This window comes from Mesorhizobium sp. B2-5-4 (genome assembly GCF_006441095.1).
GTDB classification, from domain to species: Bacteria; Pseudomonadota; Alphaproteobacteria; order Rhizobiales; family Rhizobiaceae; genus Mesorhizobium; species Mesorhizobium salmacidum.
In genome coordinates this window covers 155,542-179,735 of the sequence record NZ_VFUR01000010.1, presented here as the reverse complement: position 1 = coordinate 179,735, position 24,194 = coordinate 155,542, and the positions used below count along the sequence as shown (strand labels likewise).

The window sequence follows — 24,194 nt, the reverse complement described above, 5'->3', positions numbered from 1 at the left end:
GCATTGTCGGCCGAGCGTCCGACGCGAAAAGACCGAAGTGACTGGCCCTGCTTTCATCAGGCGCTATGCTTGGTCGTGACAAAACGAGGAGGATGCCGATGCCGACGACAATGAAGGGCCCTGGGCTGTTTCTGGCGCAGTTCGCGGGCGATGCCGCACCGTTCAATTCGCTGGCGTCGATCACCAAATGGGCTGCCGGTCTCGGCTACAAGGGCGTGCAGATCCCAACTTGGGACGCGCGCCTGTTCGACCTCGAAAAGGCGGCGTCCTCCAAGGCCTATTGCGACGAGGTGAAGGGCACCTGCACTGACGCCGGCGTCGAGATCACTGAACTGTCGACGCATCTGCAGGGGCAATTGGTGGCGGTGCATCCGGCCTATGACGCGCAGATGGATGGATTCGCGCCAGCTTCGGTGCACAACAACCCGCAGGCGCGGCAGAAATGGGCCGTCGAACAGATGAAGTTCGGCGCCAAGGCGTCGCGCAATCTCGGGCTGAATGCATCGGTGTCGTTCACCGGCTCGCTGGCTTTCCCATACCTTTATCCCTTTCCGCAGCGGCCCGCCGGACTGATCGAGGAAGCCTTCGGCGAACTCGGCAAGCGCTGGAAGCCGATCCTCGACGTCTATGAGGACAATGGTGTCGATGTCGGCTACGAAATTCATCCTTCAGAGGACGTGTTCGACGGGGCAACCTTCGAGATGTTCCTCGAAGCGGTCGGTGGCCACAAGCGCTGCAACATCAATTACGACCCTTCGCATTTCCTGCTGCAGCAACTCGACTATCTCGAATTCATCGACATCTATCACGAGCGGATCAAGGCCTTCCACGTCAAGGACGCCGAGTTCAATCCGACCGGACGGCAGGGCGTGTACTCCGGTTACCAGAGCTGGACGAACCGCGCTGGCCGTTTCCGTTCGCTCGGTGACGGGCAGGTCGATTTCGGCGGCATCTTCTCCAAGCTGACGCAGTACGATTACGATTCCTGGGCGGTGCTGGAATGGGAATGCTGCCTGAAGCATCCGGAGGACGGCGCGGCCGAAGGGGCACCCTTCATCCAGCATCACATCATCCGGGTGACGGAGAAGGCATTCGACGATTTCGCCGCCGGCACCACGGACAAGAAGCTGCTGCGCGCCATGATGGGAATTTGACACGGCTTTCACTTCCCCTCGGCGGAGGGGAATCTCACACGAGGGAGAAAAACATGGTTGCTGCATCGAAGTCGGAAACGGGAGGCGGCCCGATCCGCTACGGCATGGTTGGCGGCGGGCAAGGCGCTTTCATCGGCGCCGTGCACCGCATCGCGGCACGCATGGACAATGATTTCGTGCTGGTCGCCGGCGCCCTGTCGTCCGACCCGGCGCGTGCGAAAGCCTCGGCCGCAGAACTCGGGCTCGATCCCTCACGCAGCTATGCGTCCTACGCCGAAATGGCCAAGGCCGAGGCGAAGCGCCCGGATGGCATCGAGGCGGTGGCCATCGTCACCCCCAACAACGTGCATGTGCCGGCAGCCAAGGCTTTCCTGGAGGCAGGCATCCACGTGATCTGCGACAAGCCGCTGGCCACGACACTGGCCGAAGCCAAGAAGCTCGCAGCGATAGTCGAGAAGACCGGCAAGGTGTTCGTTCTCACCCACAATTATACCGCCTACCCGATGGTGCGGCAGGCCCGCGAAATGGTGGCCAAGGGCGTGCTCGGCGACATCCGCATCGTGCAGTCGGAATATCCGCAGGACTGGCTGACCGAGGACCTCGCCGCCACCGGCCAGAAGCAGGCCTCATGGCGGGGCGATCCCAAGCAGGCGGGTGCCGGCGGCGCACTCGGCGATATCGGCACCCATGCCTACAACCTCGCCCGCTTCGTCTCCGGGCTCGAGCTCGATACCCTGTCGGCCGATCTCGATGCCTTCGTGCCGGGCAGGCTGCTCGACGACAATGTCAATGTCATGCTGCGTTTCAAACCGACGGGAAAAACGCATCCGGCAAAAGGCATGATCTGGGCAAGCCAGGTGGCGCCTGGTCATGAGAACGGCCTGAAGCTGCGCATCTACGGTTCGAGGGGCGGTCTGGAATGGGTTCAGGCCGATCCCAACTATCTCTGGTACACGCCGTTCGGCCAGCCGAAACAATTGATCACCCGCAACGGCGCCGGCGCGCTGCCGGTGGCGGGCCGTGTCAGCCGCGTCCCGTCAGGCCATCCCGAGGGCTATCTCGAAGGTTTCGCCAATATTTACCAGGAGGCGGCACGCGCCATCCGCGCGGCACGCAAGAAGGGCGGCAAGCCGGCAAAGGATGTCGTCTTCCCGACCATTCAGGACGGCATCGAAGGCATGGCTTTCATCGAGGCCTGTGTGAAGTCGTCGAAGAAGAATGGGGCGTGGACGAAGCTGTAAGAAGCGCCTGGCCAGCGGAAAATGGGGGAGGGCGTCGATGAAAATCGGCATGTGCATGTTCTTGTGGACGACGGCGGTGTCGAAGAAGCACGAGCCATTGCTTCGCGACATCAAGGCAACCGGCTTTGACGGCGTCGAAATCCCGATCTTCGCCGGCACGCCGGACGACTACAGGAAACTGGGAGAACTGCTGGACCGGATCGGGCTGGAGCGGACCGCAGTCTCGGCGATCGGCGATCCAGCGATGAACCTGATCGCGGCCGATGCGGCAACGCGCAAGGCTGGTGTCGATTACATGAAATGGGCCATCGATTGCGCCGATGCGCTTGGCGCCAGCACGCTGAGCGGACCGCTGCATTCGACCCTTGGCGCCTTTTCCGGGTCCGGACCGACTGCCGCCGAGAAAAAGCGCTCGGTCGTCTCGCAGCGCGCCATCGGCGACCATGCCGGCAATCGCAACGTCACCATCGGGCTCGAGGCGCTGAACCGCTTCGAATGCTATCTCCTCAACACGATGGCCGACCTGTCTGAGCACATCGACGCCATCGACCGGCCGTACATCAGGGCGATGTACGACACTTTCCACGCCAATATCGAGGAGGCCGACCCGATCGGCGCCTATACGAAGCACCGCAGGAACGTCGTGCATATCCACATATCGGAGAACGATCGCGGCGTGCCGGGGCGCGGCAACATTCCGTGGAAAGAAACCTTCGCGGCGATCCGCAAGAGCGGCTACGACGACTGGCTGACCATCGAGGCGTTCGGCCGCTCGCTGAAGGAATTGGCGGCTGCGACCAAGGTGTGGCGGGATTTTTCCGAGACGCCGGAAGCAGTGTACCGGGAGGGGTACAAGCATATCAGGAATGGGTGGAAGAAGGCGGCTTAGGAAGCCCTGCGCCTGGTGCATTTTCCATTTGCGTTCGCGGCGGTTGCAAGGTGGTTCCCCCACTCCGTCTCGGCTTCGCCGAGCCACCTCTCCCCCCTCCGGAGGGAGAGGAAAGGGAGCCTGGTGGCTCGGGAAAGGAAGAAAGCCTCAGCCCAGGAGGACAGGCGCCGGCCCGGACAGCTTGGCGCCTTTCCTCTACCCCGTCGCTCGGGGGAGAGGTGTCGAGCGAAGCTCGACGGAGTGGGGGTCGACCCTTTGGCGCCGGGCGAGACGAAGCTTGCGCTTCTGCGTCACAAGGCTACCCCTGCTTGGCCTGGATCCTGTTGTAGTCGTGAATCGTCCGGCTCAGCCTACGGCGCAGGAAGTTGGATATGTTGTCGAAAATGAAGACGACGAGCAGGGTCAGCAGCACCATGTAGAAGACGTTGGCCCAGTTGGAATTGGTGCGCATCGCTTCCCACAGTTTCAGGCCGATGCCGCCGGCGCCGACGGCGCCGATGATGGTGGCGCCGCGGGTGTTGGATTCCCACTGGTAAAGCGTCTGGCTGATGAAGACCGGGATCACTTCGGGCATCACGCCGTAGCGCTGCACCAGGATGCCGTTGGCGCCGGTGGAAAGCACCCCTTCACGTGGCTTGTCGTCGATGTTCTCCAGACCTTCCGAATAGACTTTGCCGAGGGTGCCGATCTCGGTGAAGAAGATCGCGGCACTTCCCGCCAGCGGGCCGGGGCCGAAGGCGCGGGTGAAGAAAAGCGCCCAGATCAGCATGTCGACCGAGCGCATGAAGTCGAAGAAGCGCTTGAGCACCTGGCTGAGCATGCCACTCGGCGTGATGTTGCGCGCCGCGAAGAAGGCAAGTGGGAAGGCGACGATGCCGCCGAGCAGCGTGCCGAGGAAAGCCATGACGATGGTCTGCAAGAGCTTCGTCCAGACGTCGCCATGCTGCCACTGGGCGTTGTTCCAGATGTTGTCGCCGGCCAGTGCGAGGTTGGTGGTACCTGGTTTCAGCTCTGGTCCCGAGATGACCAACGAGATCACTTCCCACGCTGATTTGCCGAAGAAGGGTGAGCGCGTGTCGAAGACGAAGTTCGCCCAGCCGAGGAAGCGCTTTCGCACCTTGACGCGGTCTACGGTGACGCGCACCTCGCCGGCGAAGCCCATCTTGGCCACCACCTCGTCGTCATGCGCGGTGATCCAGTCCGGCACCGGACCCGTGATCACCGGCTTGCCGCTGGTCAGCGCCACCGGCACCGTCTGGCCATGAGCGACAATCGTCGCGTAGGTCTTGTCGAATGTGACGGATTTGGCCTGGCCGTCGATCCGCACGGTGAAGGACCCGTCGGCATTCTTGATCACCCAATCCGGATTGGGATTGTCGCCCAGCGCCGAGAAACGCGGATATTTGGGCGTGATCTCCGGCTGGTCGAGACGGAATTCCGGTTGCAGATCGTAGCTGATCCATTGTGTCAGGAAGAGCGGGAGGCGCTCCCAATGCGATTCCCGCAGCACCTGCGGCAGGCTGAAGAACCACAAGGCATAGATCAGATAGAGGAGAGTGCCGACGAACAGGAGCAGCGGACCAAAGCGCTTGTATGCCGGGCGTCGGAACACCTGTGGATGGCGCGTCTCGATCGACAGAATCTCCTCGGCGGTCATGTTCGCCATGATTTACGCCCCCATCATAAAGGCTTGTTCGCCGACCAGCTTGCGACGAAGCCAGGCGGAAAACTGGTCGATGATGAAGATAGTCGTGAACAGCAGCAGCACCAGCGCCAGCGTCTTGGCGCCGAAGCCGCGCGAGATGGACAGCTTCAGTTCTTCGCCGATGCCACCCCCGCCGACGGCGCCGATGATGGTGGAGGCCCGCACGTTGATCTCGACCCGGAGCAGCGTATAGGACACGAAATTGGGCAACACCTGCGGCAGGGCGGCGAAGCGCACCCGCTCGAACCAGTTGGCGCCGACGGCGCGCAGGCCTTCCTCCGCACGCATGTCGATGTTCTCGTTGATCTCGTAGAACAGCTTGCCGAGTGCGCCGATCGAATGCAGGCCGATGGCGATGATGGCGGCGATCGGACCGGTCGAGACGATTGCCGCGAAGAGGCCGGCGATGACGATCTCGGGAAAGGCGCGCAGCAATTCCATGAAGCGCTTGACCACCAGCCTCAGTGCCGGATGGGGCGTCAGGTTGCGCGCCGCGATGAATGAAAAAGGCACCGCGAAAACAAAGCCGATGAAGGTCGAGACCAGCGCCACGTTCACGGTGGTCAGCATCAGCTCGAAATATTCGGGGATGTAGAAACCGCCCCAGACGTGGACGCGGCCGAGCGGGAAGTTGAATTCCTGGGTGCCGGTGTCATGCGGCGAGGCGATATCGAACAGCGCCCGCCAGACGTCGTTCCAGTCCTTCGGGACCAGCCAGCTCAGGAAATCCAGAATGTGCGGCAGCCGGTCGAAGAAGTGCCCGGCATTGGCGTCGTCGGCGAACCACATGCTGGAGAGCATCGCGGCAAGCAGCAGTCCGACGCCGAGCACTGTATAGAGCCGGCGCAGCGACGTCTGGCGTCGCCAGGCATCGGCCGTCTGATGGGTGGCGCCGGAGGAGGCTGTCACGGAAAGGGTCATGATCGGAGATGCAAAAAGGGCGGTACCTGAGATACCGCCCTTTTGCGATTTCGCCGTTAGCCGCCGATGGCTGCCTTACGGGCTTCGACGATGACGCTGTAGAAGTCCGGCTTCACCGGAACATAGCCGGTGAAATCGCCGCCTTCGACGCCTTCGAAGCAAGCCTTGTCCTTCTTGGGCAGGTCGGTGAAGAAGGCGGCCAGCTTGGCGGTCATGTCGTCGCCGATCGCGGTGCGCACGACAAGCGGGCCATTCGGGATCAGGCCGGAGCGCCAGACTTCGACGAAGTCGTTGGGGTCAACGGCGCCCTTGGCGACTTCCTTGTGGAATGTGCCGGAGGTGTAGCCGTTCTTGAAGTCGCCGATGCCCGAGGAATCGTCGACCGCAACATCGACCTTGCCGTCACGCACGGCCAGAACGTTGTTTTCGTGGCCGCCATTGAACTGGGTCGAGGCGAAGAAGGTTTCGTTCGAGGCGCCGGTGGTCTTCGGAATCTGGGTCAGCGGGATCAGGTAGCCGGAGGTCGAATCCGGATCGGCATAGCCGAGCTTCTTGCCCTTGGCCGACTTGATGTCGGTGATCCCCGACGTCTTCAGCGCCAGCCCGATCGAATAGTAGCCGGTGGAGCCGTCGGTCTGCTTGGTGGTGAGGATCGGGGTAACCGCCTTCGGATCCTTCAGATAGACGCTGGCGTAGCCGGAAGCGCCGAGTTCGGCGAAGTCGAGCGTGCCGCCGAGCAGGCCTTGGATAACGCCGTCATAGTCGGCGGCGGGGAACAGCGAAACCTTCTCGAAGCCGAACTCGGCCTTCAGGTGGTCGGCCAGGCACTGGTAGTTACGCAGCCGGTCGGTTTCGTTTTCGCCGCCGAGAATGCCGACGCGAAATTCCTTCATATCGGCGGCGTGGGCCATGCTGGTGGCCATGGCGAGCACCGAAACGGCACCGAAAACCATCTTCCTGAACATTTGCTATCTCTCCTGTAGGTTCCGGCCCCGCGCCGGCAGCGTTCTTGATCTTGACAAGTGCCCTTGACGCGGGCGGACGATCCAGGCTGCTCGCTATGCCCGTAATGGGCTCAGTATCCCGGGAATGCGGGTTCGAGCGGTCCGGCGGATGCGGCGATCTTCTGCTTGAAGGCAACGCTGGTGGAGGTGATGACCTCCGATATCTCACCGCCATTGCTGTCGGCGCCATAGACTAGACGCACCGCTTCGCGGTTGAGCTCTTCGGGCGGTCCGTCGAAGACGACCTTGCCGGCGGCCATGCCGATGATGCGGTTGCAATAGGTGCGGGCGGTATCGAGCGTGTGCAGGTTGGTGACGACGGTGATGCCTTCGCGCAGATTGATGTCCTGCAGCGAATCCATCACCACCTTGGCGTTGAGCGGGTCGAGCGAGGCGATCGGCTCGTCGGCGAGGATCACCCTGGGCTGCTGCATCAGGGCACGGGCAATCGCGACGCGCTGCTGCTGACCGCCCGACAGGGTGCCGGCGGGTTGAAGTGCCGTACGGGCGATGTCTAGCCGCTCGAGCGCGGCGACCGCCTCGGCGCATTCGGCACGGGAGAACATGCCGAGAAGGTTGGACAAGGTCGAACGGTGGTTCAATTTGCCAAGCAGCACGTTGGTGAGCACATCGAGGCGCGGCACCAGGTTGAACTGCTGGAAGATCATGGCGCAGTCGCGCTGCCAACGCCGTAACGGCGACCCGCGAAGGCGGGAGACCTCGGCGCCGTCAAAAAAAATCGACCCTTGGCTGGGGTCGACAAGACGGTTGATCATGCGAAGAAGCGTCGACTTGCCTGCTCCCGAACGACCGATGACGCCGACCATCTGCCCCTGCGGGATCGAGATGTTGACGTCGCTGACGGCGGTGTTCTTGCCAAATCGTCGGCTGACACCGCGAATTTCGAGCGTGGCAGAGCTTGCTGACATGGGCTGGTTCCAGTCCGGTCCATATTGATCGTCAGGCACTCGCCTAACGCAGCCACATGAACCTGCCGTGTCGCCAGCATGTCAGTTTTGTTACGCTCCACAGATATGACGGCCGGCGTCCTGCCGGCGATCAGCCGAGCACCAGCAATTCCTCGAAATGCTCCATGTCGCGGAATGCGCAGAAGGCTGGAGCCTTGATCTCGATCACCGGCGCCTGCCGCGCGAAAAGCGCCAGGCATTCGTCGAACAGCGTCTGCCATGCGGCGGCCCTGTCGTCGGCAAGACGCTGGATCTGATAAGCGAAGGTGATGTGAAAGACGTAATTGTCGTGATCGGAGTGCCGGTAGCCGAATGGCACGGCCAGCGCATCGCGCCATTCACGCATGATGCGCACATCCTCGGCGGTCGCGCCGGCAACGGTGAGGCCGGTAGGCACGATCTCGACGACCTTGATGTTGAATGGACCGGCACCCTGGAAACCCTTCAGGCGCTCCAGATAGAGGCGGGTCATGGCGTCGATGCCGGTGTCGAGCGGCACGTCCCGTGGCCAGTAAGGCAAGCGGCGGCGATATTCGATGATGCCCTGGAACAGCGTCATGTGCAGGCTGGAGACAGGCGTGAAGGCAAGGCGGTCGGCATCCGACATCGCCATCATCCGATCGCGCACAGCGAGCACCACGGCTTCGGATGGCGAGCCGCTGACCAGATGGCTGACGACGGTGTTGCCGGGCTCGAGGAGAAAGTTGCCTGACGCGTCGTAGCGCGTGCCGAGATGCGCCGGCGGCGTCGGATTGGAGCCGGCAAAGAATCCGGCGAGCGAGGGTCTGACGGTGTCGAGCATGGCGATCTCCTTGGAACCCGCGTCCTGCCCCGGTGATGTGTCAAGGATATGAAACAGAGTCGTTCATGACGTCGATGTGAGGGCTATATCCCACTTTTTCTGGAACTGCTCTATCCCCCGTATTTCTCCAGGAACGCCTGGGCCGACAGCTCGCGGAAGTCGTCGAGCGAGGCACGCAGCCTGGCATGGTCCCAGTCCCACCAGGCAAGCGCCTGGTAGCGCTCGGCGGTGCGGCGGTCGAAGCGCTCGCGGATCGGTTTGGCCGGCACGCCGGCAACGATGGTGTAGGGCGCGACGTCCTTCGAGACGACCGCGCCAGCGCCGACCGCAGCACCATCGCCAACGGTGACACCGGGCAGGACGGTCGAGCCGTGGCCGAGCCAGGTGTCGTGGCCGATGGTGACGCGTTTGGCGCGGCGCTGAGCGAAGAATTCGCTCTCGTGCTCGGCGTCGTCCCAATAGTCGGAGGCACGGTAGGTGAAATGGTGCAGCGTCGGCCGCCATGTCGGGTGGTTGGTGGCGTTGAGGCGCACGCTGGCCGCGATGTTGGCGAACTTGCCGATCGTCGCGCACCAGACGGCGCAGTCCTGCATCATGTAGGAATAGTCGCCGAGTTCGCTTTCCGAGACCCGGCTGCGGTCGGCGATCTCGGTCCAGCGGCCGAGCGTCGAGTTGTGCACCTCCGCTGTCGGGTGGACCAGCGGCGTTTCCGACAATTTCCTGGTCATGCGGCGAGTTTTCCCGGAGCGAAGGCGGTGACGTCGATGATGCGGTCGGCCACCGCCTCGCGCACTTCGTGGTCATGGAAGATGCCGAGCAAGGCGACGCCTGCCGCCTTTTTGGCGGCGATGAGTTCGATCACCACGTCGCGATTGGTCGCGTCGAGCGATGCGGTCGGCTCGTCGAGCAGCAGGATCGGATGTTCGGTGATGAAACCGCGCGCGATGTTGACGCGCTGCTGCTCGCCGCCCGAGAAGGTTGCCGGCGGCAGCATCCAGAGTTTTTCCGGCAGGTTGAGCTGGGCCAGCAAGGAGCATGCCTTGGCCCGGGCTGCCTCGCGCTCCTCGCCGCGTTCAACCAGTGGTTCGGCGACGACATCGAGAGCCGAGACGCGCGGCACGGTGCGCAGGAATTGGCTGACATAGCCGATCGTTTGCCGGCGCACGGCAAGCACGGTGCGTGGGCTGGCATGGGCGAGATCGATCAACCCATCCTCGTGCGTGACGATGATCTGGCCTTCGTCGACGGCGTAGTTGCCGTAGAGCATCTTCAGAATCGAGCTTTTGCCGGCACCGGACGGACCGCCGAGCACGGTGCATTCTCCGGCTTTGATCGAGAACGAAACACCCGCGACGATGGGCAATTTGATGCCGTCGCGCAGATGCATGGTGAAGCTTTTGGCGACATCGGAGACAACGAGAGGCGTCGGCATCAGAAGGTTCTCCAATCGTCAATCGTCGGCGGGCGTGCACGCGCCATCATCACACCTGCAAAATCGAGGAAACGAGCAATTGCGTGTACGGCGCGCGCGGGTCGTCGAGGACGCGGTCGGTGAGGCCGCTTTCGACGACGCGGCCGTCCTTCATCACCATCATGCGCTGCGACAGGAGCCGCGCCACGGCGAGGTCGTGGGTGACGACGATCGCGGCAAGGCCAAGGTCGGTGACCAGCCCGCGCAACAGGTCGAGCAGGCGGGCCTGCACCGAGACATCAAGGCCACCGGTAGGCTCATCCATGAACACCAGCCGTGGCCCGGTGACGAGATTGCGGGCGATCTGCAGCCGCTGACGCATGCCGCCGGAAAAGGCGCGCGGTTCGTCGTCGATGCGGTCTTCCTCGATCTCGACGCGCGACAGCCAGTCGACCGCGGTAGCGCGGATCTTGCCGTAGTGACGGTCGCCGACCGCCATCAGACGCTCGCCGACATTGGCGCCGGCCGAGACCGTCATGCGCAGGCCATCTGCCGGGTTCTGGTGGACAAAGCCCCAGTCGGTGCGCATCAGGAAGCGGCGCTCGGCCTCGCTCATGCGGTAGAGCTCGCGAAACTGGCCGTCGCGCATGCGGTAGCTGGCGGTGCCGGAGGAGGGCAGCAGCCGCGTCGACAGGCAGTTGAGCAGCGTCGTCTTGCCGGAACCGGATTCACCGACGACAGCCAGGACTTCGCCCGGCCACAGGTCGAAAGTGACGTTGTCGCAGCCGACCCGCGAGCCGTAGAACTTGGAGAGCGCCGAAACGCGCAGCAGCGGTTCGTCGGTCATTGCGCCGGCTCCAAATTTTCTGGGGCAAGATGGGTTTCGGGAGCAAGGTGGCCGCGATGGCCCTCTTCACGCCGCTTCTCGCAGTAATCGGTGTCCGAGCAGACGAACATGTGGCCGCCATGGTCGTCGAGGATGACCTCGTCGAGATAGACATTTTCGGCCGCGCACAGCGCGCAGGGCTGGTCGAAAGTCTGCACCTCGAACGGATGATCCTCGAAGTCGAGGCTCACCACATCGGTGAAGGGCGGCACGGCGTAGATGCGCTTTTCGCGGCCGGCGCCGAACAGCTGCAGGGCCGGCGAGCGATGCATCTTGGGATTGTCGAATTTCGGCGTCGGCGACGGGTCCATGACATAGCGGCCCTCGACCTTGACCGGATAGGCATAGGTTGTGGCGATGCGGCCGTGCTTGGCGATGTCCTCATAGAGCTTCACATGCATGAGGCCGTATTCCTCCAGCGCATGCATTTTCCGCGTTTCGGTCTCGCGCGGCTCGAGGAAGCGCAGCGGTTCGGGGATCGGCACCTGGTAGACCAGCACCTGGCCCGCGTTGAGCGGGTGCTCGGGAATGCGGTGACGGGTCTGGATGATGGTGGCGGTAGCGGTATCGGTGGTCACCGCGACGTTAGCGACTTTCTTGAAGAAGGCGCGGATCGATACGGCATTGGTGGTGTCGTCGGCACCCTGGTCGATGACCTTCAGCACGTCGTCGGGGCCGATGATCGATGCCGTGACCTGCACGCCGCCGGTGCCCCAGCCATAAGGCATCGGCATTTCGCGCGAGGCGAAGGGCACCTGGTAGCCGGGGATGGCGATGCCCTTGAGGATCGCGCGGCGGATCATCCGCTTGGTTTGTTCGTCGAGATAGGCGAAGTTGTAGGTGGCGATGTCGGTGGATTGCGCGGTCATTCCGCAGCCTCCTTCTTTTCTTCCGCCTTTGCTGGATTTTCGCGGGCCTCATATTCGGCGCGCATACGGCGCACGAGGTCGAGCTCGGCCTGGAAGTCGACATAGTGCGGCAGCTTCAGGTGCTCGACGAAGCCGGTGGCCTGGACATTGTCCGAGTGCGAGATGACGAACTCCTCGTCCTGCGCGGCGGCAACGACGTCCTCACCGAGTTCGGAGGCGCGCAGCGCCCGGTCGCAGAGCGCCATGGCCATCGCCTTGCGCTCGCTCTGGCCGAAGACGAGACCGTAGCCACGGGTGAATTGCGGCGGCGCCTTGGCCGAGCCCTTGAACTGGTTGACCATCTGGCATTCGGTGACGCGCACCGTGCCGAGCGGCACCGCGAAGGGCAGTTCGGGAACGTCGAGCTCCAGCTCGACCTCGCCGATGCGGATCTCGCCGACGAATGGATGGTTGCGGGCATAGCCGCGCTGGGTGGAATAGCCGAGCGCCAGCAGAAAACCCTCGTCGCCGCGCGACAGTGCCTGCAGGCGGATGTCGCGCGCCATCGGGAATTCCAGCGGCTCGCGGGTGATGTCGCCGGGGACATGATCCCCAGGCATGTCGCCATCGGGCTCGATCAGGCCTTCGCGGGCAAGGATCGCCGAGACACGCGGCATCGCCTGGGCTTCCGTCTCGCGCCGCAAGGGCTCGGCGACATCGGCACCGGCGGCGAGCTCAGGGTCGAGCAGGCGGTGCGTGTAGTCGAAGGTGGGACCAAGCAACTGGCCGCCGGGCAGGTCCTTGTAGGTCGCCGACACACGCCGCTCGACCAGCATTGTGCCGGTGTCGATCGGTCTGGAATAGCCGAAGCGCGGCAGCGTGGTGCGGTAGGCGCGCACCAGGAAGATCGCCTCGATCATGTCGCCCCGCGCCTGGACGATAGCGAGTGCCGCCAATTCACGGTCATAGAGCGAGCCTTCGCTCATCACCCGGTCGACGCCGAGCGCCAGCTGTTCGACGATCTGGTCGAGGCGCAATGCCGGCACCGAGCGGTCGCCACGCCGGCGGTCGGCAAGCAGGCTGTGAGCGTTGGCAATTGCGGCTTCGCCGCCTTTTACCGCGACATACATTCTTCAAGCCTCCCTAGTCTTGATGCGCGTCGTGCGCGGCAGGCAGGCTATGCCGTCCGATGTGGCGAGGATGATGTCGACGCCGCGCGGAAAGCGCTTGTTGTTTTGCTTCCACTGCTCGACGAAGTGACGCGGCATCTGCGCCGGCGCGATCGCGGCGCTGGTTTCGATGCCGGGGCCTTCGAGCAACAGCAGGGACCCTGAAGCGAGGTCGCCGACCTGCAGGATCAGCGTCGTCGAGCGGTCGGGATAATCCTGCGTGCCCTGCGAAAAACCGTCGAGCGCCATCATCTCGGCCGGTGTGGCAATAAACGCGAAATGCGCATCGGCCGATGTATTGGCCAGCGGCGCACCGGTGTGGAAGCCAAGCCAGGACCTGATCGCGGGGGACGCATGGAGGGCCGGGTCGAGCCAGAGCGGCGTGTCGTTGTCGCACAGCGCCAGTGCTACGGCGCCCGATGTCGCCGAGAGCGGCGCCGGCGGGCGGGCCAGGGCCGGTAAGGGCTGGACGCTGCCTGGCCGCGCCATGGCATCCATGACGGCCCGAAACACGGTCTGGGCGTTGAAGACCGGATCGGCGAAACCGCCCTCGATCGATTGTGCCGCGATATCCATCAATCTTCTCCGCGAACCATGGTGAAGAAATCCACTTTCGTCGCCGCCGTCTCGGCGCGGCGTTTTTCGTGGGCAGCGGTCAGAGCCGAGCGCAAGGGCGCAATGAGCCTGGTCTCGACCTCGGTGCGGCGGGCAGGGTCCTGCCAGAGCGCGTCGGCGATGGCTGCCAGCTTCGCCTTCTGCTTGTCGCGGCCAAGCGCGTAGCAATGGCCGACCTGCCCGGATGGCAGCCGGACGGTGGCACGCGTGACGGTCGCCTCGCCGACATTGAAGGGGGCGCCGCCGCCGCCGATGCGGCCACGCAGCGTGACCAGGCCGGTCTCGGGGCCGCGCAGCAGCTCGGCTTGCGAAGGCAGGCCGGCCTCGTTCCAGAGCCGCACGATGTCGTCGCCGCTCGATTGCGCCAAGGTGGCCATGGCGGCCTTGCGCTCGGCCTGGTCGCGGGCTTCCTGTCCTCGCATCGCCAACTTTCCTCTAAATTTGTCTATTGATATAGACAACTATACAAATTATACATATTACCTAGCGCGAGTCCATGACGGGTGCGTGACAGGCCGGGAGGCAAAAACATGACCGGGCAAGCGGCCGATACCATCGAGCGGCGCAGCGGCGTCTCACTTTGGCGCCAGATCGCCGACAGGATCCTGCAAGCGATTGCCATTGGCGATTTCGCCGAAAATGCCGCGCTGCCGCCCGAGGTCGCGCTGGCGGAGCGCTACGGCGTCAATCGTCACACCGTGCGTAGCGCCATATCGGCCCTCGTACAGGAGGGCGTATTGCGGGCCGAACAGGGGCGCGGCACGTTCGTCTTGTCGCGCAAGCGGCTGTCCTATCCGATCGGCGCGCGCACGCGCTTCTCTGCGGGGCTGCAGGGGCAGACCTCGGAACGGCACATCGTGCTGCTTGCTTTCTCGGTCGAGCCTGCCAGCCAGCGCGTTGCCGAGGGGCTTGGCCTTGCCCGGGGTGCCGAGGTAATCCGGCTGGAAACGCGCGGCGAGGCCGACGGACGGCCGGTGTCGCGCGCTGCCGCATGGTTCGAGGCGAAGCGCTTTGCCGGCATCGACAAGGCGATGGCGCAAACCGGTTCGATCACCGCGTCGCTCGCTCGTTTCGGTATCGACGACTATCTCAGGCAATCGACCTCGCTGTCCGCGCGCCATGCGGACGCCGCCGATCTCGCCGATCTCGATCTGCAGCCGGGCGCCATCGTGCTGGTGACAGTGGCGGTCAACGTCACGCCCGACGGCCAGCCAATCCAGTTTTCCGAATCGCGTTTTCCGGCCGAGCGAGTGGAGCTGAAGCTCTCGGCGCTATAACGCCCCGGCTATCCGATCTCGATCACGGCCTTTATCAGGCCCGACTTCTCGTGTGCCCAGCGTGCGAGATCCCCTGGCGTATCGGCCAGCGTGGTGCGGTGGGTGACGAGCTTGGCCAGCGGCACAGCACCATTGCGGATCGAGGCGGCGACATGATCGAAGTCGGCGCGCAACGCATTGCGGCTGCCGACCAATGTCATTTCGCGCTTGTGGAATTCAGGATCGGAAAAGACGATGTCGTCCTTGACGACACTGACCAGCACCAGCGCTCCGCCATGCGCGACATGGGCGAAGGCCGATTGCACCGATCGCGTGTTGCCGGTGGCGTCGAAGACCACGTCGAAGCCTTCGCCGCCGGTCGCATCACGCACCAGATCGGACACGGGTGTTTGCGAGCCGTCGAGAATCGAAAAGCCGAGCTCACTCGCCGCGAAGACCAGTCTTTCGGAGCTCATGTCGAGAAGTGTCACCTCGAGCCCGGCAATGCGTGCGAAGATGGCGGTGCCAAGCCCGATCGGGCCGGCGCCGATGACCAGCGTGCGTGCACCGGGCTCGGAACGCGCGCGGCGCACGGCATGCGCGCCGATGGCCAGGAATTCGACGGCGGCGGCGTCGGCGAGCGACAGACCATTTGTGGGATAGAGATTCTCAGCCGGCACCAGGATCTGTTCGCACATGGCGCCGTCGCGATGCACGCCGAGCACTTCGATCCTGACACAGCAATTTGGTTTGCCATGCCGGCAGGCGATGCATTTGCCGCAGGAGAGATACGGGTTGATGATGACCGGTTCGCCGACCGCAAGCCCGACTCCTTCGCCGACTTCGACGACGGTGCCAGACACCTCATGGCCCATGATGCGGGGGTAGGCGAGGAACGGGTGCTTGCCCTCGAAGATATGGTAGTCGGTGCCGCAGATGCCGACATGGCTGACCGCCACCAGCGCCCAGCCGGGAGGCGGCGAGCCGGGAGCCGGACGGTCTTCCAGAATGAGTTCGCCGGGCGAGCGGCAGACGACGGCTTTCATGTTTCAGTCCATTTTGGGTTTACGAAAACGCCGGCCCGTTTTGATACCGGGCCGGAGATCGTTTTTCGGCTCGTTGACTACTTGCCGCCGCGGCGGCGCAGGCCGTCGAAATAGACAATGACGATGATCAGCACGCCGGTGATGACACGCTGCCAGAAGGCGTTGACGTTGAGCAGGTTGGCGCCGTTGTTGATGGTGGCGAGAATGAAGGCGCCGAGCAGCGGCCCGTGCACCGAGCCGACCGCGCCGAACAGGGAGGTGCCGCCGATCACCGACGAGGCGATCGCCTGTAATTCCCAGCCTTCGGCCTGCGTCGGATTGCCGATGCCGATGCGCGAAGCCAAGAGCACGCCGACGAAGGCCGCGCAGAGACCCGACAGCGTGTAGGCCATGAAGATGGTGCGCTGGACGTTGACGCCGGACAGGCGCGAGGCCTCGGCGTTCGACCCGACCGAGAACAGGTACCGGCCCCAGCGGCTGTGATGCAGGAAGACATAGGCGGGTATGCCGACCAGCAGGACCATCCAGAACAGATTGGGAACGCCGAGGAAGGAGTTGCGCGAGAATTCCTGGAAAGCATCATTGTTGATCGAAATCGAATTGCCGTTGGTCATCAAGAGGCCAATGCCGCGCAGCGACGTCAGGGTCGCCAGCGTGATGATGAAGGGCGGCAGGCCCATCTTGACGATGCCAAAACCATGGAAGAGGCCGATGGCGACGCCGACCAGCAAGGTGAGCAGGATGGCGAGGAAGACCGGGACGCCGGCATTGATCAGCATCGCGGCGATGACGGTTGCGAAGCCGACCACCGCGCCGACGGACAGATCGATGCCGCCGGTGATGATGACGAAGGTCTGGCCGACAGCCAAAATGGCGATCATCGAACCCTGACGCAGCAGGTTCGAGATGTTGTTGGCCGACGCGAAGCTCGATGTGGACAACGACAGGATGACCCACAGCAGCACCAGCAGCGCCAGCAGCGTCAGTCCGAACAGGGCGTTGTAATTGCGCTTCGGTTTTTCGGCAGGAATCGCCTCGGTGCTCATGTCTTTCCTCCCAGCTTTTCTTGTTTCTCGGCGAGCGCCTGTGTGAGAATGTCCTCGTGATCGGCGGTGTGGAACCCGTGCGTGGCCACCAGCTTGCCGCGGCGGAACACGTGCAGCGTGTCGGCCAGTTCATAGACCTCCGGCAAATAGGACGAGATCAGGATGATGCCGGCGCCCTTCGACAAGAGCGCGCTGAACAGGCGGTAGATTTCGGCCTTGGTGCCGACATCGACGCCAACCGTCGGCTCGTCGAAGATGAACAGCTTGGCGCCGTGCGCCAGCCATTTGCCGATAACGATCTTCTGCTGGTTGCCGCCGGACAGGCTGGAAGCCAACGCATGGCGCGTCGGAGTCTTGATCCTGAGGCCAGCAATCTGGCGGTCGGCCTCGGCCTTCTCTTTCGCGTTCGAGATCAACAAATTGCTGGAGATGCGCTTGTAGATCGGCAGGTTGAGGTTGAGGCCAACCGGCAAATTGAGGCAGAGACCCTGGTCGCGGCGGCTTTCCGGCGCCAGCGCCATGCCGAGCTTGATCGCGTCATGCTCGGAGTTGATTTGGACATCCTTGCCTTGCCACAGGACCTGGCCGGCCGACTTCTTGTGCCGGCCGTAGAGCGTGGTGACGAATTCGCTGCGCCCGGCGCCGATCAGGCCGTAGAGCCCGACGATCTCGCCGGCACGGACCGTCATCGACACGTTTTCGAAGCCCTTGCCCGAGAGGTTCCTGGCCTCGATGATCGCCGCACCGGGAGTGAAATGCTCCTTGTGGTAGATTTGTTCGATCGAGCGGTTGATCATCAGCTTGACGAGTTCTGCATCGTTGGTCTCGCTGATGTTCCTGGTGCCGACCAGTGTGCCGTCGCGCAGCACCGAAACACGATCGGCGAGCTCGAACACTTCCTCCATGCGGTGGCTGATATAGATGATCGTCACGCCCTCGGTCTTCAGGCGGCGGATCAAGGTGAAGAGCTGGTCGGCCTCCTTGCGGGTCAGGTAGGCGGTCGGCTCGTCGAAGATCAGGAATTTGGTGCCACGCACGGTGGCGCGGGCGGCGGCGATCAACTGCTGCTGGCCGATGGTCAGATCGCCCAATGTGACATGCGCCGGCAAGTCGAAGCCGAGATCATCGATGATCTTCTGCGCTTCCTTGACCATGGCGCGCTGCTGCAGGATGCCGAAGCGCGAATTCTCCTCGCCGAGGAACATGTTGGCGGCGACCGTGAGGTGACGGCAGAGCACGACTTCCTGGTGGACGGCGTTGATGCCGAGCGCCATCGCCTCATGCGGGGTCGCCAGTGCAGCCGGTTGACCCTCCCAGATCACTTCTCCGGAGGTGCGCGGCATGACGCCGGTCAAAAGCTTGATGAGCGTGGATTTGCCGGCGCCGTTCTCGCCGACGATGGCGTGGATCTCGCTTGCCTTGAAGGCAAGGTCCACCGGCTTCAAGGCATGAGTGCCGGGATAACGCTTTTCCAGCCCACGCAATTCGAGGATGGTCCTGCCGGGCTCCAGCGCGGGAGCCGGATGCAGTTCGTGCGCCGTTGGCGTCATGGCGATCCTCCCAGATTGGCCCCGCGGCTGGCACCTGGCGAGGCTGTGATCGTCTTTTCAAACAGCCTAGCCGAAGCCGGCCGATTGCCAAGCCGCTCGTGGCGGCGGATGTTTCCGGGGCGCGACGCCCCGGAAACGGTTTTTGAACCCTGGCTGCTCAGAGCTTCGGATTGAGCAGCGCGTCGATCTTGGGATCCTTCATGTTATCCTTGGTCACGAGATTGGCACCGGTGTCGACATTTGCCTCCACCTTCTCGCCCTTCGAAGCGGCGAGCGCCGTCTTGATGCCGTCATAGCCCATCCGATACGGATCCTGGACGACGAGGCCCGAAATGACGCCGTCATTGAGGAACTTGATCAGCTTCTCGTCGCTGTCGAAGCCGATCAGTCCGACCTTGCCGGCAAGTTTGTTCTCGGCGATCGCCTGGCCGACGCCTTGCGCCATGATCAGGTTTGACGCGAAGATGCCCTTCAGGTCCGGATTGGCGGTGATCAGGTCGGTCGCGATGTTGAGGCCGGTGGTGGCCTGGCCGTCGGCGTATTTGTCGGCGATCAGTTCGAGGCCGGGATATTTGGCCTTGAGCTGTTCCTTGAAGCCTTGCGCGCGCTGTTCGAGCGAGCCAGCGCCAGGGAGCGCCGTGATAAGCGCAACCTTGCCTTCGACCTTGCCGCCGTTGGCGGCGCCGATCGCGGCGGCGAGACCGTCAGCGGCGACGCGGCCGCCCTGGACGTTGTCGGTGGTCAGGAACGAGGTGAAGGCCTTGGAGTCGGCGCCCGAGTCGATGCCGATGACCTTGACCTTGGCCGCGGCCTCGTCGATCGGCTTGCCGAGCGCCTTGGCTTCGGTCGGCGCGATGACGACGGCGGCCGGGTTGCCGGCGACGGCGTTCTCGAGGATCGAGATCTGGCCGTTGACGTCGGTCTCAGCCTGGGCGCCGAGTTCCGGCACATTGACGCCGAGATCCTTGCCGGCCTTGCGGGCGCCGGCCAGGACGATCTGCCAGTAGAAGGACGTGGTATCCTTGACGATGATCGGAATGGTCACGTCCGCCGCCGAAACCGGTGCGGTATGCATGACGCCGGTGAGCATCGAGGCTGCCGCCAGGGCCAGGACGGCGCGGCGGTTGAGAATGCTGGTCACGAATTTCATAGGATCCTCCCTAAGTCGCCTGGTGAAACGTTACGGAAGCCCGGTTCGGATAGGCGTGGCCCAAACAGAACTTTATCAATAAAAAACAGTTGCACTGTTTTGATAGTCCATCGATCCAGCCGATGCAAGCGGTGTTTCCGGCCAACTCTCCCAAAGGCCTGACAATGACTCCTACCGGCGTCGGCTCTCTCCAGTCTTGGTCGGGCGCTCCCGTTTCCGTTCTGAGGGAGTATGGAATATTAATTCCATACTCCAGTCAATATGGAATGTTCATTCTTCCAGATCGCGATATTGTGAAGCCGCCCGCGACCCTGTGGACATCGCGAAAGTGCGGGCTTCAAGGCAGTTCCTGCACCACGGTGTAGGGACGATACTTGGCATATTCTGTCTCCGGCACGTCGATATCGAGCAATTCGAGGTTGCGCGTCAGGTTCGCCAATTTTGCGGTGCCGGTCAGCACGGTGGCGACTGTTGGCTCGTGCAAAGGAAACTGGAACGCGGCCGCCGCCAGCGGATAACCGCCTTCACCGGCGATCTTCTCCATGGCGTCGACACGACCGAGCACATCGTGGCTGGCGGGTACGTAGTCGAAATGCGCGCCTTGCACCGGCCCGGTCGCCAATATGCCCGAGTTGAAAACACCACCGATCACCAGCGAGGTCTGTTGCGCGCGGCACAGCGGCAGCAGTTCGGCTTCCGCGCTGCGGTCGAGCAAGGAATAACGGCTGGCGAGCAGGGTGCAGTCGAGCGGCGCCCGGCGCATGACTTCGAGGCAGATCTGGACTTCGTTGACGCCGAGCCCATAGGCCGAAATCGTGCCGGCCCGCTTCAGCTCTTCGAGCGCCTTGAGCCCGCCGTCCATCAGCTGGCGAAAGTGCAGTTTGGTCTTCTCGACTCCGTGCGTGTAGACGCCGATGTCGTGCACATACAGGATGTCTATCCTGTTTAGCCCAAGGCGCGCATAGCTGAAGTCGACCGACCGCATGATACCGTCATAGGAATAGTCGTAGTCCAGCGCGAAGGGCAGCGGATCGACATAGGAGTGGTCGGGAACCTGGTCTTCCGGCACCGGGCGGAACAGGCGGCCGACCTTGGTCGACAGCACGTAGGAATCACGCGGCTTGTAGCGTAGAAAGTCGCCGAAGCGACGCTCCGACAGGCCGAAACCGTAGAAGGGCGCGGTATCGAAATAACGCAAGCCGGCTTCCCACGCGCCCTGCAATGTTTCCATAGCCGCCTCACGCGAACAGGCCCGGTATAGACCGCCGATCGCGGCGCCGCCGAAACTGACTTCGGTCACCTCCAGCGCTGTCTGGCCGATACGGCGTTTTTTCATCCACAACCTCCCTATTCCCGGCCACTTGTGCGGCCGGGCAGTCTACCAGATATCAGTCGAATTAGAGCGTTGCGCCGAGATGCCAGGGCACGAACTCGTTGTCGCCGTAGCCGAAATCCTCGCTTTTGGTCTTGCGGCCCGAAGCCGTCTCGACGATCAGTTCGAAGATCTCGCGGCCCATGCCGGCAATGGTCTTTTCGCCGGAGGCGATGACGCCGCAATTGACGTCCATGTCCTCTTCCATCTGGTTATACATGGTCGAGTTGGTGGCGACTTTGATCGAGGGTGTCGGCCGGCAGCCGAAGCAGGAACCGCGGCCGGTGGTGAAGACGATGACATTGGCGCCGCCCGCGACCTGTCCGGTGGCCGAGACCGGGTCGTAGCCGGGCGTGTCCATGAACACCAGCCCCTTGCCGGTGACCTTCTCTGCATAGCCGAACACGCCGTTGAGCGGCGTCTGGCCGCCCTTGGCGACCGCGCCGAGCGACTTTTCCAGGATCGTGGTGAGGCCGCCGCGCTTATTACCGGGCGAGGGGTTGTTGTCGATCGAGGCGCCATGCTTGGCGACGTGATCTTCCCACCATTTCACGTAGCCATCGAGTTTCTTGGCGATCTCGGGGCTTGCGGCGCGGTAGGCGAGCAGGTGTTCGGCGCCGTAGATTTCCGTCGTCTCGGAAAGGATGCCGATGCCGCCGACGCCGGCCAGGATGTCGACCGCCGCGCCCAGAGCCGGGTTGGCCGTGATGCCCGACATGCCGTCGGAGCCGCCGCATTGCAGGCCGACGACGATCTCGCTGACCGGAATCGGTTCGCGTTTCAACTGGCCGACTTCCTCGGCGATCTCGGCCAGCACGCCCATCGCCTTTTCCACCGATTTGCGCGACCCGCCGGCATCCTGGATGTTGAAGTGGCGCTTGCCGGCGGCGGCACCCTTTTGGCCGTAAAGCGTGAGCTGGTTGACCTCGCAGCCGAGGCCGACCATCAGCACGCCGCCGAAGTTCGGGTGGCGGGCATAGCCGGCCAAGGTCCGATGCAGCACCATCATGCCGTCGCCGGTGGCGCTCATGCCGCAACCCTGGCCATGGACGATCGGCACGAAGCCATCAATGCCGGGATATTTCGGCAGCAAGGTCCTGTTGGCGGTATCGGCGATCGAATGGCAGACGGTGGCCGAGCAATTGACGCTGGCGATGATGCCGATGAAGTTGCGGGTGCCGGCGCGGCCATCGGCGCGGCGATAGCCCATGAAGGTGCGGGCGCGGTCGGCCTCCGTCGCATGCTCGGCCTCGCTCGGCGGCACCACCGGCAGGCGGCCGGCCTCGAAGACCAGATTGTGCGAATGGACATGCTCGCCCGGTGCGATGTCCTGTGTGGCGCGGCCGATCGCCTGGGCGTATTTGACGACTGCTTCACCCGCGGCGATCGGCTTGATAGCCACCTTGTGGCCAGGCTCGATGACGGCGGCAGCGAGCGTGCCGCCCGGCAGCGTGGTGCCGATCTCGATACGGCCATTGGCAACGGCGACATTGTCGGCGGGGGACAGAAGAATGGTGTTCGAGACGTTCACGGGCGTTTCCTGGGTGATCCTGGGATGCGCGGATTGACACGCGCCTGTTAAGAGTTAATGTCTTTTATCGTGAAAAAACAGTTTTGCGTCAATTGTTTTTTCGCCGCAGTTCGCCCTAAGGCAAGTGGTGGTGCCGGAACAATGAACCGGACCCGGGGAAAGAGATTCCTGCTTTTCAGGGTCATTGGAACACATATTGCGCTTCAAGCCGGCCGCCGCAAGCGCGGGCATGAATGGATCAGGGGATGTCGAAGAGCAACAACGTCTATAAGGACGCCTATAACCGCTGCCTCAGGCTGCTCGACGAAACGCGCAGCCTGCCGTCGGAACCGGAGTTGGGCGCGGTGCTCGGCGTCAGCCGTACGACGGTGCGCAGCATCCTGGCGCGCATGGAAGAGACCGGACTGATCGCCTGGAACAAGCGCGCCAAGACGGTGCTGCGCGCTCCGCGTCCCGATGATTTCTTTCCCGAGGAAGAGACCGACACGCTGGCCGAGATTATCGAACGGTCGTTCATGCGCAGGCTGCTGGCCGGCGGCGCCGAGGCCGGCATGCAGATAAACGAGCTCGAACTGGCGCGCGAGATCGGCGTCGGCACCACCAGCGTGCGCGAGTTCCTGATCCGCTTCTCCCGCTTTGGCCTGATCGAAAAACGCCGCAACAGCCATTGGGTGCTGAAGGGCTTTACGCGGGCCTTCGCACTGGAACTGACCGAGATCCGCGAAATGTTCGAATTGCGCTCGGCCGCCGCCTTCACCGCGCTGCCGCAGGACAGTCCGGTCTGGGGCGATCTCGACCGGCTGGAGGGGGAACACCGCGTTCTGGCACGCGAGATCGCGACGCGCTTCAATGAGTTCTCGGAGCTGGACGAGCGCCTCCACCGGCTCATCCACCGCGCCTCGCGCAACCGCTTCATCGTCGATTTCTACGACGTCATCGCCATGATTTTCCACTACCACTACCAGTGGAACAAGGCGCAGGAACGCGAGCGCAACGAAGTCGCGATCGGCGAACATCTGGCCTATATCGAGGCACTCAAGTCGCGCGACCTCGGCAAGGTCGATGCCGCCTGCCGCAGGCACTTGAAGTCGGCACGCCAGACATTGCTGACCTCGATCCCGGAAAGCCGGTCATCCCAAAAGAGCTGATCCTGCCGTGTTGCCGCAGTGTCGATTTGGCGATTTTCGACCTGTCCCGGCCGTGGTAGGTATCGTCATCGATCGTTTGAAGAGGCAGATGGTTTGAGCCGCCGGGGGAGACAACGGTGCACGCCGGTCGCGCTTGTCGCGGCCTGTCTGCTGTTGCTCCAGTCGACACTTGGTGCGTTCGCCTTCAGCTCCGGGCCTGATACCGCGCAGCTCGATGCCTTCGGCAACGTCATCTGTACCCGCGACGGCGCCACCCAGCTTCCCGGCGGCGACCAGCACCCGTCACATTTACCGGCCTGCTGCACGCTCGGCTGCAGCATGTTTTCGCCGGCCTATGCGCCGCCGCCCGATGCGGGGCTCGCGCTTGCGTCCCTTTCCTTCGAGACCGTCGCCTTCGTCTTTCCGGCGACCACCCATCTCGACTTCGCCCGCGAACGCTCCCCATCGAACCCGCGTGCGCCGCCGCTTGCGGCCTGAGCCTG

Annotated in this window: 24 protein-coding genes; 6 read left to right on the top strand and 18 right to left on the bottom strand. The window is 63.3% G+C overall.

All coding sequences use genetic code 11. The features are described from left to right. The first annotated feature begins 98 nt into the window (after nt 1-98). Genes FJ492_RS15365 through FJ492_RS15355 form a run of 3 tightly spaced genes read left to right on the top strand, consistent with a single transcriptional unit; the run spans nt 99 to nt 3,284 of the window. A complete protein-coding gene (locus FJ492_RS15365; RefSeq protein ID WP_140712130.1) occupies nt 99-1,154 on the top strand; it encodes a sugar phosphate isomerase/epimerase in 1,056 nt (351 codons plus the stop codon). A 53-nt stretch (nt 1,155-1,207) separates the two neighbouring features. After that, a complete protein-coding gene (locus tag FJ492_RS15360; protein ID WP_140745114.1) occupies nt 1,208-2,395 on the top strand; it encodes a Gfo/Idh/MocA family oxidoreductase in 1,188 nt (395 codons plus the stop codon). 37 nt (nt 2,396-2,432) lie between these two features. Then, nucleotides 2,433-3,284 (top strand): sugar phosphate isomerase/epimerase, encoded by an 852-nt coding sequence (locus FJ492_RS15355; protein ID WP_140770720.1) that lies wholly within the window; start codon nt 2,433-2,435, stop codon nt 3,282-3,284. Nucleotides 3,285-3,582: 298 nt separating this feature from the next. Here FJ492_RS15355 and phnE (FJ492_RS15350) read toward each other — a convergent pair whose 3' ends face one another. The 12 genes from phnE (FJ492_RS15350) to phnG form a co-directional block, all read right to left on the bottom strand. Then, a complete protein-coding gene (gene phnE / locus FJ492_RS15350) occupies nt 3,583-4,950 on the bottom strand; it encodes a phosphonate ABC transporter, permease protein PhnE (protein ID WP_140770718.1) in 1,368 nt (455 codons plus the stop codon). Between the two features lie 3 nt (nt 4,951-4,953). After that, the gene (gene phnE / locus FJ492_RS15345) at nt 4,954-5,910 is read right to left on the bottom strand and encodes a phosphonate ABC transporter, permease protein PhnE (protein WP_140770716.1); all 957 of its coding nucleotides are present in this window, start codon (nt 5,908-5,910) and stop codon (nt 4,954-4,956) included. Nucleotides 5,911-5,966: 56 nt separating this feature from the next. Continuing rightward, nucleotides 5,967-6,875, bottom strand: a complete 909-nt coding sequence (gene phnD, locus FJ492_RS15340; protein ID WP_140745123.1) for a phosphonate ABC transporter substrate-binding protein — start codon at nt 6,873-6,875, stop codon at nt 5,967-5,969. Nucleotides 6,876-6,985: 110 nt separating this feature from the next. Continuing rightward, entirely contained in the window at nt 6,986-7,843 is an 858-nt protein-coding gene (gene phnC, locus FJ492_RS15335; protein WP_140770714.1) for a phosphonate ABC transporter ATP-binding protein, read from the bottom strand. Between the two features lie 130 nt (nt 7,844-7,973). Next, nucleotides 7,974-8,684, bottom strand: a complete 711-nt coding sequence (locus FJ492_RS15330; protein ID WP_140770712.1) for a DUF1868 domain-containing protein — start codon at nt 8,682-8,684, stop codon at nt 7,974-7,976. Between the two features lie 110 nt (nt 8,685-8,794). Then, nucleotides 8,795-9,412 (bottom strand): DapH/DapD/GlmU-related protein, encoded by a 618-nt coding sequence (locus FJ492_RS15325; protein ID WP_140770708.1) that lies wholly within the window; start codon nt 9,410-9,412, stop codon nt 8,795-8,797. Continuing rightward, nucleotides 9,409-10,116, bottom strand: coding sequence for a phosphonate C-P lyase system protein PhnL (phnL, locus tag FJ492_RS15320; RefSeq protein WP_140770705.1), 708 nt, complete (start codon nt 10,114-10,116; stop codon nt 9,409-9,411). The genes FJ492_RS15325 and phnL overlap by 4 nt, the downstream gene beginning before the upstream one ends. Nucleotides 10,117-10,165: 49 nt before the next feature. Further along, the gene (gene phnK / locus FJ492_RS15315) at nt 10,166-10,942 is read right to left on the bottom strand and encodes a phosphonate C-P lyase system protein PhnK (RefSeq protein ID WP_056577906.1); all 777 of its coding nucleotides are present in this window, start codon (nt 10,940-10,942) and stop codon (nt 10,166-10,168) included. Then, on the bottom strand, nt 10,939-11,850 hold the full coding sequence (locus tag FJ492_RS15310; RefSeq protein ID WP_140770703.1) for an alpha-D-ribose 1-methylphosphonate 5-phosphate C-P-lyase PhnJ: 912 nt from the start codon (nt 11,848-11,850) through the stop codon (nt 10,939-10,941). Before FJ492_RS15310 ends, phnK begins: the two co-directional genes overlap by 4 nt. Further along, complete coding sequence (locus tag FJ492_RS15305) at nt 11,847-12,959, bottom strand: carbon-phosphorus lyase complex subunit PhnI (RefSeq protein WP_140745135.1); 1,113 nt, start codon at nt 12,957-12,959, stop codon at nt 11,847-11,849. Before FJ492_RS15305 ends, FJ492_RS15310 begins: the two co-directional genes overlap by 4 nt. 3 nt (nt 12,960-12,962) lie before the next feature. Next, entirely contained in the window at nt 12,963-13,574 is a 612-nt protein-coding gene (gene phnH / locus FJ492_RS15300; RefSeq protein ID WP_140770700.1) for a phosphonate C-P lyase system protein PhnH, read from the bottom strand. Continuing rightward, complete coding sequence (gene phnG / locus FJ492_RS15295; RefSeq protein ID WP_140756376.1) at nt 13,574-14,035, bottom strand: phosphonate C-P lyase system protein PhnG; 462 nt, start codon at nt 14,033-14,035, stop codon at nt 13,574-13,576. The genes phnH and phnG overlap by 1 nt, the downstream gene beginning before the upstream one ends. A gap of 108 nt (nt 14,036-14,143) precedes the next feature. On the opposite strand from phnG, the gene phnF reads away from it, so the two are divergent. Continuing rightward, the gene (gene phnF, locus FJ492_RS15290) at nt 14,144-14,890 is read left to right on the top strand and encodes a phosphonate metabolism transcriptional regulator PhnF (RefSeq protein WP_140712106.1); all 747 of its coding nucleotides are present in this window, start codon (nt 14,144-14,146) and stop codon (nt 14,888-14,890) included. A gap of 8 nt (nt 14,891-14,898) precedes the next feature. Here phnF and FJ492_RS15285 read toward each other — a convergent pair whose 3' ends face one another. The 6 genes from FJ492_RS15285 to FJ492_RS15260 all read right to left on the bottom strand — a co-directional run bounded on the left by FJ492_RS15285 (nt 14,899) and on the right by FJ492_RS15260 (nt 22,564). Continuing rightward, complete coding sequence (locus FJ492_RS15285) at nt 14,899-15,915, bottom strand: zinc-binding alcohol dehydrogenase family protein (protein WP_140770698.1); 1,017 nt, start codon at nt 15,913-15,915, stop codon at nt 14,899-14,901. A 77-nt stretch (nt 15,916-15,992) separates the two neighbouring features. Beyond that, on the bottom strand, nt 15,993-16,961 hold the full coding sequence (locus FJ492_RS15280) for an ABC transporter permease (RefSeq protein ID WP_027144667.1): 969 nt from the start codon (nt 16,959-16,961) through the stop codon (nt 15,993-15,995). Continuing rightward, nucleotides 16,958-18,511 (bottom strand): sugar ABC transporter ATP-binding protein, encoded by a 1,554-nt coding sequence (locus FJ492_RS15275; RefSeq protein WP_140712102.1) that lies wholly within the window; start codon nt 18,509-18,511, stop codon nt 16,958-16,960. The genes FJ492_RS15280 and FJ492_RS15275 overlap by 4 nt, the downstream gene beginning before the upstream one ends. Before the next feature lie 157 nt (nt 18,512-18,668). Further along, on the bottom strand, nt 18,669-19,661 hold the full coding sequence (locus tag FJ492_RS15270; RefSeq protein WP_140745149.1) for an ABC transporter substrate-binding protein: 993 nt from the start codon (nt 19,659-19,661) through the stop codon (nt 18,669-18,671). A gap of 337 nt (nt 19,662-19,998) precedes the next feature. Then, the gene (locus FJ492_RS15265) at nt 19,999-20,997 is read right to left on the bottom strand and encodes an aldo/keto reductase (protein ID WP_140712100.1); all 999 of its coding nucleotides are present in this window, start codon (nt 20,995-20,997) and stop codon (nt 19,999-20,001) included. 61 nt (nt 20,998-21,058) lie between these two features. Then, nucleotides 21,059-22,564, bottom strand: coding sequence for an altronate dehydratase family protein (locus tag FJ492_RS15260; protein WP_140770696.1), 1,506 nt, complete (start codon nt 22,562-22,564; stop codon nt 21,059-21,061). Nucleotides 22,565-22,809: 245 nt separating this feature from the next. Here FJ492_RS15260 and FJ492_RS15255 point away from each other — a divergent pair, with 245 nt between their 5' ends. Both FJ492_RS15255 and FJ492_RS15250 read left to right on the top strand, forming a co-directional pair. Continuing rightward, nucleotides 22,810-23,712, top strand: coding sequence for a GntR family transcriptional regulator (locus tag FJ492_RS15255; RefSeq protein WP_140503048.1), 903 nt, complete (start codon nt 22,810-22,812; stop codon nt 23,710-23,712). Nucleotides 23,713-23,805: 93 nt separating this feature from the next. Continuing rightward, nucleotides 23,806-24,189, top strand: coding sequence for a DUF2946 family protein (locus FJ492_RS15250; RefSeq protein ID WP_140770694.1), 384 nt, complete (start codon nt 23,806-23,808; stop codon nt 24,187-24,189). The last annotated feature ends 5 nt before the right edge of the window (nt 24,190-24,194 follow it).

Excerpts from the sequence above, each read along its gene's own strand:
- phnF (WP_140712106.1), top strand. The coding sequence starts at position 14,144 with ATGACCGGGCAAGCGGCCGATACCATCGAGCGGCGCAGCGGCGTCTCA.
- phnC (WP_140770714.1), bottom strand. The coding sequence starts at position 7,843 with ATGTCAGCAAGCTCTGCCACGCTCGAAATTCGCGGTGTCAGCCGACGA.
- phnL (WP_140770705.1), bottom strand. The coding sequence starts at position 10,116 with ATGCCGACGCCTCTCGTTGTCTCCGATGTCGCCAAAAGCTTCACCATG.
- phnE (WP_140770716.1), bottom strand. The coding sequence starts at position 5,910 with ATGACCCTTTCCGTGACAGCCTCCTCCGGCGCCACCCATCAGACGGCC.
- FJ492_RS15285 (WP_140770698.1), bottom strand. The coding sequence starts at position 15,915 with ATGAAAGCCGTCGTCTGCCGCTCGCCCGGCGAACTCATTCTGGAAGAC.
- phnE (WP_140770718.1), bottom strand. The coding sequence starts at position 4,950 with ATGGCGAACATGACCGCCGAGGAGATTCTGTCGATCGAGACGCGCCAT.
- FJ492_RS15280 (WP_027144667.1), bottom strand. The coding sequence starts at position 16,961 with ATGAGCACCGAGGCGATTCCTGCCGAAAAACCGAAGCGCAATTACAAC.
- FJ492_RS15330 (WP_140770712.1), bottom strand. The coding sequence starts at position 8,684 with ATGCTCGACACCGTCAGACCCTCGCTCGCCGGATTCTTTGCCGGCTCC.
- FJ492_RS15275 (WP_140712102.1), bottom strand. The coding sequence starts at position 18,511 with ATGACGCCAACGGCGCACGAACTGCATCCGGCTCCCGCGCTGGAGCCC.
- FJ492_RS15355 (WP_140770720.1), top strand. The coding sequence starts at position 2,433 with ATGAAAATCGGCATGTGCATGTTCTTGTGGACGACGGCGGTGTCGAAG.
- FJ492_RS15265 (WP_140712100.1), bottom strand. The coding sequence starts at position 20,997 with ATGAAAAAACGCCGTATCGGCCAGACAGCGCTGGAGGTGACCGAAGTC.
- phnH (WP_140770700.1), bottom strand. The coding sequence starts at position 13,574 with ATGGATATCGCGGCACAATCGATCGAGGGCGGTTTCGCCGATCCGGTC.
- phnK (WP_056577906.1), bottom strand. The coding sequence starts at position 10,942 with ATGACCGACGAACCGCTGCTGCGCGTTTCGGCGCTCTCCAAGTTCTAC.
- FJ492_RS15365 (WP_140712130.1), top strand. The coding sequence starts at position 99 with ATGCCGACGACAATGAAGGGCCCTGGGCTGTTTCTGGCGCAGTTCGCG.
- FJ492_RS15325 (WP_140770708.1), bottom strand. The coding sequence starts at position 9,412 with ATGACCAGGAAATTGTCGGAAACGCCGCTGGTCCACCCGACAGCGGAG.
- FJ492_RS15310 (WP_140770703.1), bottom strand. The coding sequence starts at position 11,850 with ATGACCGCGCAATCCACCGACATCGCCACCTACAACTTCGCCTATCTC.
- FJ492_RS15270 (WP_140745149.1), bottom strand. The coding sequence starts at position 19,661 with ATGAAATTCGTGACCAGCATTCTCAACCGCCGCGCCGTCCTGGCCCTG.
- FJ492_RS15360 (WP_140745114.1), top strand. The coding sequence starts at position 1,208 with ATGGTTGCTGCATCGAAGTCGGAAACGGGAGGCGGCCCGATCCGCTAC.
- FJ492_RS15305 (WP_140745135.1), bottom strand. The coding sequence starts at position 12,959 with ATGTATGTCGCGGTAAAAGGCGGCGAAGCCGCAATTGCCAACGCTCAC.
- FJ492_RS15255 (WP_140503048.1), top strand. The coding sequence starts at position 22,810 with ATGTCGAAGAGCAACAACGTCTATAAGGACGCCTATAACCGCTGCCTC.
- phnD (WP_140745123.1), bottom strand. The coding sequence starts at position 6,875 with ATGTTCAGGAAGATGGTTTTCGGTGCCGTTTCGGTGCTCGCCATGGCC.
- phnG (WP_140756376.1), bottom strand. The coding sequence starts at position 14,035 with ATGCGAGGACAGGAAGCCCGCGACCAGGCCGAGCGCAAGGCCGCCATG.